Origin of the sequence: Pseudomonas delhiensis (assembly GCF_900187975.1) — a bacterium.
GTDB lineage: Bacteria > Pseudomonadota > Gammaproteobacteria > Pseudomonadales > Pseudomonadaceae > Pseudomonas > Pseudomonas delhiensis.
Genome location: NZ_FZPC01000051.1, coordinates 14680 through 27530 on the forward strand (window position 1 = coordinate 14680; position 12851 = coordinate 27530).

At 67.5% G+C, this 12851-nt stretch carries 10 protein-coding genes; 9 read left to right on the forward strand and 1 reads right to left on the reverse strand.

Annotated elements, in window-relative coordinates; translation table 11 throughout:
- Positions 1–122 precede the first annotated feature (122 nt).
- Genes nuoG through nuoN form a run of 8 tightly spaced genes read left to right on the forward strand, consistent with a single transcriptional unit; the run spans position 123 to position 10099 of the window.
- Complete coding sequence (nuoG, locus tag CHC02_RS28905; protein ID WP_089394805.1) at positions 123–2852, forward strand: NADH-quinone oxidoreductase subunit NuoG; 2730 nt, start codon at positions 123–125, stop codon at positions 2850–2852.
- Positions 2849–3841: an NADH-quinone oxidoreductase subunit NuoH gene (nuoH, locus tag CHC02_RS28910; protein ID WP_089394806.1), complete on the forward strand. Its 993-nt coding sequence runs from the start codon at positions 2849–2851 to the stop codon at positions 3839–3841. The genes nuoG and nuoH overlap by 4 nt, the downstream gene beginning before the upstream one ends.
- An 11-nt stretch (positions 3842–3852) precedes the next feature.
- The gene (gene nuoI / locus CHC02_RS28915) at positions 3853–4401 is read left to right on the forward strand and encodes an NADH-quinone oxidoreductase subunit NuoI (RefSeq protein ID WP_089394807.1); all 549 of its coding nucleotides are present in this window, start codon (positions 3853–3855) and stop codon (positions 4399–4401) included.
- Positions 4402–4412: 11 nt separating this feature from the next.
- Entirely contained in the window at positions 4413–4913 is a 501-nt protein-coding gene (gene nuoJ, locus CHC02_RS28920; RefSeq protein ID WP_089394808.1) for an NADH-quinone oxidoreductase subunit J, read from the forward strand.
- Positions 4914–4917: 4 nt separating this feature from the next.
- The gene (nuoK, locus tag CHC02_RS28925) at positions 4918–5226 is read left to right on the forward strand and encodes an NADH-quinone oxidoreductase subunit NuoK (protein WP_043253249.1); all 309 of its coding nucleotides are present in this window, start codon (positions 4918–4920) and stop codon (positions 5224–5226) included.
- Positions 5223–7067, forward strand: a complete 1845-nt coding sequence (gene nuoL / locus CHC02_RS28930) for an NADH-quinone oxidoreductase subunit L (protein WP_089394809.1) — start codon at positions 5223–5225, stop codon at positions 7065–7067. Before nuoK ends, nuoL begins: the two co-directional genes overlap by 4 nt.
- Before the next feature lie 28 nt (positions 7068–7095).
- Positions 7096–8625 (forward strand): NADH-quinone oxidoreductase subunit M, encoded by a 1530-nt coding sequence (nuoM, locus tag CHC02_RS28935; protein ID WP_089394810.1) that lies wholly within the window; start codon positions 7096–7098, stop codon positions 8623–8625.
- A gap of 7 nt (positions 8626–8632) precedes the next feature.
- Positions 8633–10099, forward strand: coding sequence for an NADH-quinone oxidoreductase subunit NuoN (gene nuoN / locus CHC02_RS28940; protein WP_089394811.1), 1467 nt, complete (start codon positions 8633–8635; stop codon positions 10097–10099).
- Positions 10100–10276: 177 nt separating this feature from the next.
- Here nuoN and CHC02_RS28945 read toward each other — a convergent pair whose 3' ends face one another.
- Positions 10277–11341 (reverse strand): AI-2E family transporter, encoded by a 1065-nt coding sequence (locus CHC02_RS28945; RefSeq protein ID WP_089394812.1) that lies wholly within the window; start codon positions 11339–11341, stop codon positions 10277–10279.
- 182 nt (positions 11342–11523) lie between these two features.
- Between CHC02_RS28945 and CHC02_RS28950 the strand changes: the two genes are divergently transcribed.
- Positions 11524–12851 (forward strand): methyl-accepting chemotaxis protein (locus tag CHC02_RS28950; RefSeq protein ID WP_244906823.1); only part of this gene is annotated, 1328 nt, incomplete at its 3' end.

Sequence of the window (12851 nt, forward strand, 5' to 3'; positions counted from 1 at the left end):
GATGCCGGGCCCGCGGGCCCGGCGATGTTCCGTCGTAGCGCCGCGGCATGCCGCCGGCCCGACGGAGCCGTGATTTCCCTTAGCCAAGCCCGCTGACAACGGGCCAACGAAGAACTTGAACCATGGCCACTATCCACGTAGACGGCAAGACGTTAGAAGTCGATGGGGCGGACAACCTGTTGCAGGCCTGCCTGTCCCTAGGACTCGACATCCCCTACTTCTGCTGGCACCCGGCGCTCGGTAGCGTCGGCGCCTGCCGGCAGTGCGCGGTCAAGCAGTACACCGACGAGAACGACAAGCGTGGTCGCCTCGTCATGTCCTGCATGACCCCCGCCACCGACAACACCTGGATCTCCATCGAGGACGAAGAGGCCAAGGCCTTCCGCGCCAGCGTCGTCGAATGGCTGATGACCAACCACCCGCACGACTGCCCGGTGTGCGAGGAAGGCGGCCACTGCCACCTGCAGGACATGACGGTGATGACCGGGCACAACGCCCGTCGCTATCGCTTCACCAAGCGCACCCACCAGAACCAGGAGCTCGGCCCGTTCATCGCCCACGAGATGAACCGCTGCATCGCCTGCTACCGCTGCGTGCGCTACTACAAGGACTACGCCGGCGGCACCGACCTGGGCGTCTACGGCGCGCACGACAACGTGTACTTCGGCCGCATCGAGGACGGCGTGCTGGAGAGCGAGTTCTCCGGCAACCTGACCGAGGTCTGCCCGACCGGCGTGTTCACCGACAAGACCCACTCCGAGCGCTACAACCGCAAGTGGGACATGCAGTTCGCCCCGAGCATCTGCCATGGCTGCTCCAGCGGCTGCAACATCAGCCCTGGTGAGCGCTACGGCGAGATCCGCCGCATCGAGAACCGCTACAACGGCTCGGTGAACCACTACTTCCTCTGCGACCGCGGCCGCTTCGGCTACGGCTACGTCAACCGCGAGGACCGCCCGCGCCAGCCGATGCTGGTGCTGAGCAAGCAGAAGCTGAGCCTGGACGGCGCCCTCGACCAGGCCGCCGCCCTGCTCAAGGGCCGCAAGGTGATCGGCATCGGCTCGCCGCGCGCCAGCCTGGAAAGCAACTACGCGCTGTCCGAGCTGGTCGGCGCCGGCAACTTCTACAGCGGCATCGCCGCCGACGAACTGCAGCGCCTGCGCCTGGTGCTCAAGGTGATGCAGGACGGCCCGCTGCCCTCCCCCACCCTCCGCGACATGGAAGACCATGACGCGGTCTTCGTGCTCGGCGAGGACCTGACCCAGACCGCCGCCCGCATCGCCCTGGCCCTGCGCCAGTCGGTGAAGGGCAAGGGCGAGGACATGGCCGCCGCGATGAAGATCCAGCCGTGGCTCGACGCCGCGGTGAAGACCATCGCCCAGCACGAGAAGAACCCGCTGTTCATCGCCAGCCTGGCCGAGACGCGCCTGGACGACGTCGCCGCCGAGTGCGTGCACGCCGCCCCCGAGGACCTGGCCCGCCTGGGCTTCGCCGTGGCCCACGCGATCGACCCGAGCGCCCCGGCCGTGGCCGGCCTGGAGCCCGAGGCGCAGGCCCTGGCCCAGCGCATCGCCGATGCCCTGCTGGCCGCCAGGCGCCCACTGGTGGTCTCCGGCACCTCGCTGCGCAGCAACGCCCTGATCGAGGCCGCGGCGAACATCGCCAGCGCCCTGAAGCAGCGCGAGAAGAACGGCTCGCTGAGCCTGGTGGTGCCCGAAGCCAACAGCCTGGGCCTGGCCATCTTCTGTGACAAGCCGGGCGGCGGCGAGTCCGTCGAAGCCGCGCTGGAACAGCTGACCTCCGGCGCCGCCGACGCCGTGGTGGTGCTGGAGAACGACCTGTACCGCCGCGCCGACGCCGCCAAGGTGGACGCCGCCCTGGCCGCCGCCAAGCTGGTGATAGTCGCCGACCACCAGAGCACCGCGACCGCCGCCAAGGCGCACATCGTCCTGCCGGCCGCCAGCTTCGCCGAGGGCGACGGCACCCTGGTCAGCCAGGAAGGCCGCGCCCAGCGCTTCTTCCAGGTCTTCGACCCGACCTACTACAACGCCGACAACCTGGTCCGCGAAGGCTGGCGCTGGCTGCACGCCCTGCACAGCACCCTCGAGGGCAAGCGCGTCGACTGGACGCAGCTGGACCACGTGATCGACGCCGTGGTCGCCGCCAAGCCGCAACTGGCCGGCATCCGCGACGCCGCGCCGAACGCCGCGTTCCGCATCAAGGGCCTGAAGCTGGCGCGCGAGCCGCACCGCTACTCCGGGCGTACCGCCATGCGCGCCAACATCAACGTCAGCGAGCCGCGCACGCCGCAGGACATCGACAGCGCGTTCGCCTTCTCCATGGAAGGCTACGCCGGCAGCACCGAGCCGCGTCAGCAGATTCCCTTCGCCTGGTCCCCGGGCTGGAACTCGCCGCAGGCCTGGAACAAGTTCCAGGACGAGGTCGGCGGCCACCTGCGCGCCGGCGACCCGGGCGTGCGCCTGATCGAGGCCAGGGGCGAAGCCCTGTGGTTCAGCGACGTACCGGCGCCGTTCCACACCCCGGCCAGCCAGTTCAAGGTGGTGCCCTTCTACCACCTGTTCGGCAGCGAGGAGAACAGCTCCCGCGCCAAGCCGGTGCAGGAGCGCATCCCGGAAACCTACGTGGCCCTGGGCCGCGAGGAAGCCGAGCGCCTGGGCCTGGCCGAAGGCAAGCTGCTGCGCCTGAAGGTCGCCGGCCACGAGCTGCGCCTGCCGCTGCGCATCAGCGAAGAGCTGGGCGCGGGCCTGGTCGCCCTGCCGGCCGGCCTGGCCGGTATCCCCGCCGGTGTGTTCGGCGGTGTCGCTGAAGGTCTGCAGGAGGCTGCCCAATGAGCTGGCTGACACCCGCCATCGTCGACATCATCATCGAGGTCATCAAGGCCATCGTCATCCTGCTCGCCGTGGTCGTCTGCGGCGCGCTGCTGAGCTGGGTCGAGCGCCGCCTGCTGGGTCTCTGGCAGGACCGCTACGGTCCCAACCGGGTCGGCCCGTTCGGCGCCTTCCAGCTCGGCGCGGACATGATCAAGATGTTCTTCAAGGAAGACTGGACGCCGCCGTTCGCCGACAAGATGATCTTCACCCTCGCCCCGGTCATCGCCATGGGCGCGCTGCTGATCGCCTTCGTGATCATCCCGATCACCCCCACCTGGGGCGTCGCGGACCTGAACATCGGCATCCTGTTCTTCTTCGCCATGGCCGGCCTGACCGTGTACGCGGTGCTCTTCGCCGGCTGGTCGAGCAACAACAAGTTCGCCCTGCTCGGCAGCCTGCGCGCCTCGGCCCAGACCATCTCCTACGAGGTGTTCCTGGCCCTGTCGCTGATGGGCATCGTGGCCCAGGTCGGCTCGTTCAACATGCGCGACATCGTCGACTACCAGGCCCAGCACCTGTGGTTCATCATTCCGCAGTTCTTCGGCTTCTGCACCTTCATCATCGCCGGCGTCGCCGTGACCCACCGTCACCCGTTCGACCAGCCCGAAGCCGAGCAGGAACTGGCCGACGGCTACCACATCGAGTACGCCGGGATGAAATGGGGCATGTTCTTCGTCGGCGAGTACATCGGCATCGTGCTGATCTCGGCGCTGCTGGTGACGCTGTTCTTCGGTGGCTGGCACGGCCCGTTCGGCCTGCTGCCGCAGATCCCGTTCATCTGGTTCGCCCTGAAGACCTCCTTCTTCATCATGCTGTTCATCCTGATCCGCGCCTCGCTGCCGCGCCCGCGCTATGACCAGGTGATGGCCTTCAGCTGGAAGGTCTGCCTTCCGCTGACCCTGATCAACCTGCTGGTGACCGGCGCCTGCGTGCTGGCCGCGGCCCAGTAAGGAGAACCACCATGATCAAAGAAATCCTGCACATCGTGCATGGCACCTACACCCAGCTGCGCAGCCTGGTGATGATCTTCGGCCATGCCTTCCGCAAGCGTGACACCCTGCAGTACCCGGAAGAGCCCGTGTACCTGCCGCCGCGCTACCGCGGCCGCATCGTCCTCACCCGCGACCCCGACGGCGAGGAACGCTGCGTGGCCTGCAACCTGTGCGCCGTGGCCTGCCCGGTCGGCTGCATCTCGCTGCAGAAGGCCGAGACCGACGACGGCCGCTGGTACCCCGAGTTCTTCCGCATCAACTTCTCCCGCTGCATCTTCTGCGGCCTGTGCGAGGAAGCCTGCCCGACCACCGCGATCCAGCTGACGCCGGATTTCGAGATGGGCGAGTTCAAGCGCCAGGACCTGGTGTACGAGAAGGAAGACCTGCTGATCTCCGGCCCCGGCAAGAACCCGGACTACAACTTCTACCGCGTCGCCGGCATGGCCATCGCCGGCAAGCCCAAGGGCAGCGCGCAGAACGAGGCCGAACCGATCAACGTCAAGAGCCTGCTGCCGTAAGGAGACGTCGCGTGGAATTCGCTTTCTACTTCGCCGCCGGCGTCGCCGTGCTGGCAACCCTGCGGGTCATCACCAACAGCAACCCGGTGCATGCCCTGCTCTACCTCATCGTTTCGCTGCTCGCCGTGTCGATGACCTTCTTCAGCCTCGGCGCCCCGTTCGCCGCGGCCCTGGAGATCATCGTCTACGCCGGCGCGATCATGGTGCTGTTCGTCTTCGTGGTGATGATGCTCAACCTGGGCCCGGCGATCGCCGAGCAGGAGCGCAAGTGGCTCAAGCCCGGGGTCTGGATCGGCCCGGGCGTGCTCTCCGCCGTCCTGCTGGTCGAACTGCTGCTGGTCCTGTCGCGCAACCCCAGCGGTGCCGGCATCGGCCACACCACCGTGGACGCCAAGGCCGTGGGCATCAGCCTGTTCGGCCCCTACCTGCTGGTCGTCGAACTGGCCTCGATGCTGCTGCTGGCGGCACTGGTCGCCGCCTTCCACCTCGGCCGCCACGACGCGAAGGAATAACACCATGAATGCAATCCCCCTGGAACACGGGCTGGCACTCTCCGGCGTGCTGTTCTGCCTCGGGCTGGCCGGCCTGATGGTCCGGCGCAACATCCTGTTCGTTCTGATGAGCCTGGAAGTGATGATGAACGCCGCCGCGCTGGCCTTCGTGGTCGCCGGCAGCCGCTGGGGCCAACCCGACGGCCAGGTGATGTTCATCCTGGTGCTCAGCCTGGCCGCGGCCGAGGCGAGCATCGGTCTGGCGATCCTGCTGCAACTGTATCGCCGCTTCCATACCCTCGATGTCGACGCTGCCAGCGAGATGCGCGGATGAACCTGCTGCCCCTCACCTTCCTGTTCCCCCTGGTCGGCTTCCTGCTGCTGTCTTTCTCCCGCGGCAGGTGGTCGGAAAATCTCTCCGCGCTGGTCGGCGTCGGCTCGGTCGGCCTGTCCGCGCTGTCCGCCTTCTGGGCGATCTGGAGCTTCCACAGCGCCCCGCCCGAAGGCGGCGCCTACACCCTGGTGCTGTGGCAGTGGATGAACGTCGACGGCTTCGCGCCGAACTTCGCCCTGTACCTGGACGGCCTGTCGGTCACCATGCTCGGCGTGGTCACCGGCGTCGGCTTCCTGATCCACCTGTTCGCCAGCTGGTACATGCGCGGTGAAGCCGGCTACTCGCGCTTCTTCGCCTACACCAACCTGTTCATCGCCAGCATGCTGTTCCTGGTGCTGGGCGACAACCTGCTGTTCCTGTACTTCGGCTGGGAAGGCGTGGGCCTGTGCTCCTACCTGCTGATCGGCTTCTACTACAGCCACGTACCGAACGGCAACGCGGCGCTGAAGGCCTTCATCGTCACCCGCGTGGGCGACGTGTTCATGGCCTTCGGCCTGTTCATCCTGTTCCAGCAGCTGGGCACCCTGAACATCCAGGAACTGCTGGTGCTGGCCCCGCAGCACTTCGCCCAGGGCGACCTGTGGGTGAGCCTGGCGGCCCTGGCGCTGCTCGGCGGCGCGGTCGGCAAGTCCGCCCAGCTGCCGCTGCAGACCTGGCTGGCGGATGCGATGGCCGGCCCCACTCCGGTTTCCGCACTGATCCACGCGGCAACCATGGTGACCGCGGGCGTGTACCTGATCGCCCGCTGCCACGGCATCTTCACCCTGGCCCCGAACGTGCTGGAACTGGTCGGCGTGGTCGGCGCCGTCACCCTGGTCCTGGCCGGCTTCGCCGCCCTGGTGCAGACCGACATCAAGCGCATCCTCGCCTACTCGACCATGAGCCAGATCGGCTACATGTTCCTGGCCCTGGGCGTCGGCGCCTGGGACGCGGCGATCTTCCACCTGATGACCCACGCCTTCTTCAAGGCCCTGCTGTTCCTCGCCTCCGGCGCGGTGATCGTCGCCTGCCACCACGAGCAGAACATCTTCAAGATGGGCGGCCTGTGGAAGAAGCTGCCGCTGGCCTACGCCAGCTTCATCGTCGGTGGTTCGGCCCTGGCCGCCCTGCCGCTGCTGACCGCCGGCTTCTACTCCAAGGACGAGATCCTCTGGGAAGCCTTCGCCAGCGGTCACCAGAACCTGCTGATCGCCGGCCTGGTGGGCGCCTTCCTGACCTCGATCTACACCTTCCGCCTGATCTTCATCGCCTTCCACGGCGAGCAGAAGACCGAGGCCCACGCCGGCCATGGCATCAGCCACTGGCTGCCGCTGTCGGTGCTGATCGTGCTGTCCACCTTCATCGGCGCGCTGATCACCCCGCCGCTCTCCGGCGTGCTGCCGGAAAGCGTCGGCCATGCCGGCGGCGAAGCCCAGCACAGCCTGGAAATCGCCTCGGGCGCCATCGCCCTGGCCGGTATCCTGCTGGCCGGCCTGCTGTTCCTCGGCAAGCGCCGCTTCGTCAGCGCCCTGGCCAAGAGCGCGCCGGGCCGCTTCTTCGGCACCTGGTGGTACCACGCCTGGGGCTTCGACTGGCTGTACGACAAGCTGTTCGTGAAACCCTACCTGCTGATCTGCCGCCTGCTCGGCCGCGACCCCATCGACCAGACCCTGGTCCTGGTGCCGCTGTCCGCCCGCGGTGGGCACACCCTTCTGAGCCTGACCGAGAACGGCCGCCTGCGCTGGTATGCCGCTTCCCTGGTCGGCGGCGCGGTGCTGCTGCTCGCGCTGCTACTGGCCTAACGCATTCACGAAAGAGATCGAGCCCGTCATGATTCTGCCCTGGCTAATCCTGATCCCCTTCATCGGCGGCTTCCTCTGCTGGATCGCCGAGTACACCAGCAAGACCCTGCCCCGCTGGGTCGCGCTGGGTTCCATGACCCTGACCCTGGCCCTGAGCCTGTGGCTGTGGCACACCGGCGACTTCCACCTGGCGCCCGCGCCGGGTGGCGAGCCGCAGTGGACCTCCGAGTTCAGGCTGCAATGGATCGAGCGCTTCGGCATCAGCGTGCACCTGGCCATCGACGGCCTGTCGCTGCTGATGGTCGCCCTCACCGGCCTGCTCGGCGTGCTGTCCGTACTGTGCTCGTGGAACGAGATCCAGCGCCGCATCGGCTTCTTCCACCTGAACCTGCTGTGGATCCTCGGTGGCGTGATCGGCGTGTTCCTCGCCGTCGACCTGTTCCTGTTCTTCTTCTTCTGGGAAATGATGCTGGTGCCGATGTACTTCCTCATCGCGCTCTGGGGCCATAGCTCGGACGACGGCAAGAAGACGCGCATCTACGCCGCCACCAAGTTCTTCATCTTCACCCAGGCCAGCGGCCTGGTGATGCTGGTGGCGATCCTCGGCCTGGTGTTCGTCCACTACAACAGCACCGGCGTGCTGACCTTCAACTACGCCGACCTGCTGAAGACGCAGATGAGCGAGCACGTCGAGTGGCTGCTGATGCTCGGCTTCTTCGTCGCCTTCGCGGTGAAGATGCCGGTGGTGCCGGTGCACTCCTGGCTGCCGGACGCCCACGCCCAGGCGCCGACCGCCGGCTCCGTGGACCTGGCCGGCATCCTGCTGAAGACCGCCGCCTACGGCCTGATCCGCTTCGCCCTGCCGCTGTTCCCCAACGCCTCGGCGGAGTTCGCGCCCATCGCCATGACCCTGGGCCTGATCGGCATCTTCTACGGCGCCCTGCTGTCCTTCGCGCAGACCGACATCAAGCGCCTGGTGGCCTTCTCCAGCGTGTCGCACATGGGCTTCGTGATGATCGGCATCTACTCCGGCAGCCCGCAGGCGCTGCAAGGCGTGGTGATCCAGATGATCGCCCACGGCCTGTCCGCCGCCGCGCTCTTCATCCTCTGCGGCCAGCTCTACGAGCGCCTGCACACCCGTGACATGCGCAAGATGGGCGGCCTGTGGTCGCGCCTGTCCTACCTGCCGGCGGTCAGCCTGTTCTTCGCCACCGCGTCCCTGGGCCTGCCGGGCACCGGCAACTTCGTCGGCGAGTTCCTGATCCTGCTGGGCGCCTTCAAGACCGTGCCGGTGGTCATCGTCATCGCCACCTTCGGCCTGGTGTTCGCCTCGATCTACTCGCTGATCATGATCCACCGCGCCTACTTCGGCCCGGCCCGCGAGGAAACCGCCCTGGCCGGCCTGAATACCCGCGAGCTGAGCATGGTCCTGGGCCTGGCGGTCCTGCTGATCATCCTCGGCATCTACCCGCAGCCGGTACTCGATACCTCCGCCGCCACCATGCACGGTGTCCAGCAGTGGTTCGATTCCGCCCTTTCCACCCTTGCCGCACGGTAGTCGCGAAATGACCTTCACGATCCAACACTTCATCGCGCTCCTGCCGCTGCTCATCACCAGCGCCACCCTGGTGGTGGTGATGCTGGCGGTCGCCTGGAAACGCAATCACCGCCTGATCGCCACCCTCTCGATGATCGGCCTGAACCTGGCGCTGGTCTCGATCCTCTGGGCGGTCAAGGCGACCCCCATCGTCGTCACCCCGCTGCTGCTGATCGACAACTTCGCGCTGTTCTACTCGGCGCTGATCCTGGTCGCCGCCCTCGCCTGCTCGACCCTCGCCCATGCCTACATGGAGAGCTACCCGGGCAACCGCGAGGAACTCTACCTGCTCCTGCTGCTGTCCACCGCCGGCGGCCTGGTGCTGGTGGCGGCGCAGAACCTGGCCGGCCTGTTCATCGGCCTGGAACTGCTCTCGGTACCGGTCTACGGCATGGTGGCCTACGCCTTCTTCAACAAGCGCAGCCTGGAAGCCGGCATCAAGTACACCGTGCTGTCTGCCGCGGGCTCGGCCTTCCTGCTGTTCGGCATGGCCATGCTCTACGCCGAGGCCGGCACCCTGGACTTCGCCGGCCTGGGCAGCGCCCTGGCCGAAGGCACCGTGCACAGCCCGCTGCTGACCATCGGCGTGGGCATGATGCTGGTGGGCCTGGGCTTCAAGCTGTCGCTGGCGCCCTTCCACCTGTGGACCCCGGACGTCTACGAAGGCGCCCCGGCCCCGGTGGCGGCGTTCCTCGCCACCGCCGCCAAGGTCGCCGTGTTCGCCGTGCTGCTGCGCCTGTTCCAGATCGCCCCGGCGGCCCTGCACAGCGGCGTGCTGCACGTCGCCCTGGCGGTCATCGCGGTCATCTCGATCCTGGTCGGCAACCTGCTGGCGCTGACCCAGAGCAACCTCAAGCGCCTGCTCGGCTACTCCTCCATCGCCCACCTGGGCTACCTGCTGATCGCCGTGGTGGCCAGCAACGGCCTGGCCGTGGAGACCGTCGGCGTCTACCTGACCACCTACGTGGTCACCACCCTGGGCGCCTTCGGCGTGGTCACCCTGATGTCCACCCCCTACGGCGGCCGCGACGCCGATGCCCTGTTCGAGTACCGCGGCCTGTTCTGGCGCCGCCCGGTGCTGACCGCGGTGATGACCGTGATGATGCTGTCCCTGGCCGGCATCCCGCTGACCGCCGGCTTCATCGGCAAGTTCTACGTCATCGCCAGCGGCGTCGAGTCGCACCTGTGGTGGCTGGTCGGCGCCCTGGTCCTGGGCAGCGCCATCGGCCTGTACTACTACCTGCGCGTCATGGTCACCCTGTTCCTGGTCGAGCCGAACATGAAGCGCCACGACGCGCCCCTGGACTGGGCCCAGCGCGCCGGCGGCATCATGCTGGTGGCCATCGCCCTGCTGGCCTTCTTCCTCGGCGTGTACCCGCAGCCGCTGCTGGACATCCTCCAGCACTCCGGCCTGGCGGTCGCCGCCGCCGGCTGATAGCCAGAGCAGCAAAGAAAAACCCCGCCTCGGCGGGGTTTTTTGTTGCCTGCGAAACGCTGTTCGTACGCGCCGGGATTGTTCTCCTACGAAAAGCCGTGCTTCCTGGAGCGTAGGAGCGGATCTTATCCGCGACTCCGCCGGCGAGGTCGGCGCTCATAATTACCGAGCCCTCCCCTACCCCGCCGGGTCTTCCAGTTCCTCGCGGCCGGTGAACAGGTCCCAACTGGCGATGAACAGCGCGGCGATCAGCGGGCCGATGACGAAGCCGTTCAAGCCGAACAGCGACATGCCGCCGAGGGTGGAGATCAGCACCACGTAGTCGGGCATCTTGGTGTCCTTGCCCACCAGGATCGGGCGCAGGATGTTGTCCACCAGGCCGATCACCAGCACGCAGAAGAGGATCAGCACCACGCCCTGCCAGATCGCCCCGGTGAGCAGGAACCAGGCCGCCACCGGCACCCACACCAGCCCCGCGCCTATGGCCGGCAGCAGCGACAGGAAGGCCATCAGCGTGCCCCACAGCAGCGAGCCCTGGATGCCGAGGAACCAGAAGATCAACCCGCCCAGCGCACCCTGGGTGGCGGCCACGGCGATGTTGCCCTTCACCGTGGCGCGCACCACGGTGGTGAACTTGGTGAACAGGTGCTGCTTGTGCTCGTGGTCCAGCGGCACCGCCTGCTTGATCCGCCGGCCCAGGGTGCGGCCGTCGCGCAGCAGGAAGAACAGCAGGTAGAGCATCACGCCGAAGCTGATGACGAAATCGAAGGTGTTCTGGCCGATGCTGAAGGCCTTGGTGGCGACGAACTGGCTGGCCTGCATGGCGCCGCTGGAGAGCTTCTCCTGCAGGCTCGACAGATCACCCAGATCGAAGCGCTCCAGCCACTGGTGGGCCCACGGCGGCAAGGCGGCAAAGGCCTGCTGCACCAGGCCGGCGGGGTTCAGCTGGCCGGACTTCAGGCTCTGGTAGAGGTTGGCGCCTTCCTGCACCAGTGAGCCGGTGATGAAGATCACCGGCAGGATCACGATGAGGATGCAGGCGCTCAGGGTGATCAGCGCCGCCAGGTTCCTGCGCCCGCCCAGGCGCGCCTGCAACCGGCGGTGCACCGGGGCGAAGATGATGGCCAGGATGGTGCCCCAGAACACCGCGCCGTAGAACGGCAGCAGCAGCCAGGCGAAGGCGATGCTGACCACCGCCAGCAGTATCAGGAACGTCCGGTTTTCCAGTTTCGAATCGAGCATGTGCAATCCCATCTGCCGAGAGTGGCCTGCACATTAGTCAGCAGATGGGTGGCGAAGTGCAACCCGGCGCGAGACTGGCGCTCCAGAGGCCCAGCCGACGGACGGCAGCAATGTCTGTAAAGAAAATCGCACAGCCGCCGATATTTCCGAACATCCCCAAGGTTCCCGCAGAGGACACCCCCATGCCTTTTCGTCGCCTCTCCATCCAGTGGAAGATCACCCTGCTAGCGGGCCTGTGCCTGCTCGGCGTGGTCTCGCTGCTCGCCGGCCTCTCGATCTTCCGCATGCAGCACAGCACCGCACTGGTGAAGGAATCCAGCACCCGCATGCTGGACGACGCCGCCGAGGCCCGCCTGCGCGCCCGCGGCGAGATCCAGGCGATGCGCATCCAGCGCTACTTCAGCGACGCCTACCGCTACGCGCAGAGCTTCGCCCGGCAGGCCCTGGCCATGCGCCAGCTCGCCGCCCAGCGCGGCCTGGACACCCTGGCCCTGCGCGAGGAACTGAACCGGCAGATGCGCGACGCGGTGGCGGCCAACCCCGAGCTGCTCGGCCTGTACCTGGCCTTCGAGCCCGACGCCCTGGACGGCCGCGACGCCCAGGCCGAGGGCCGCACCGAACTCGGCAGCAACGAGAAGGGGCGCTTCTCGCAATACTGGGCCCAGGCCACCCCCGGCCAGCTGGAGGCCGAGCCGATGGACGAGAAGATGCTCGCCGACACCAGCCCCGGCCCCAGCGGCGCGGCCTACAACGCCTGGTACACCTGCCCGAAGGCCGCCGGCAAGACCTGCGTGCTGGAGCCCTACGTCGACGAGGTGGGCAACCGCAAGATCCTCATGACCAGCATCGCCCTGCCCCTGCAGGTCGACGGCAGGCTGGTCGGCGTGCTGGGGGTGGACATCGCCCTCGACCGCCTGCAGGAAATCGCCCGTGAAGGCAGCCAGGAACTCTACGAGGGCCAGAGCCGCGTCGCCATCATCAGCCCCGCCGGCCTGCTCGCCGGCTACAGCGCCGACGCCGGCAAGCTCGGCAAGAAGCTGCAGGAGGTCTACCCCGCCCAGGGCGGGCAGTTGCTGCAACTGCTCGGCGCCGGCCAGCACAAGGTCCTCGAACACGACGGCGAGTTGCGCGCCCTGCAACCGCTGCGCCCGATCCCCGAGGCCGAGGCCTGGGGCGTGCTCATCGACGTGCCGCTGCAGGCCCTGCAGGGCCCGGCGGTGAAGCTGCAGCAGGAGCTGGACCAGCAACGCACCCAGGGCACCGTCGTCGAACTCGGCCTGGGCCTGCTCGCCGCCCTGCTCGGCCTGCTGCTGGTATGGCTGACCGCCCGCGGCGTGACCCGTCCGATCCTCGGCGTGGCCGGCATGCTGCGCGACATCGCCAGCGGCGAGGGCGACCTGACCCAGCGCCTGAAATACCAGGGCCAGGACGAACTGGGCGAGCTGGCCGGCTGGTTCAACCGCTTCCTCGACAAGCTGCAGCCGATCATCCGCGACGTGAAGGCCTCGGT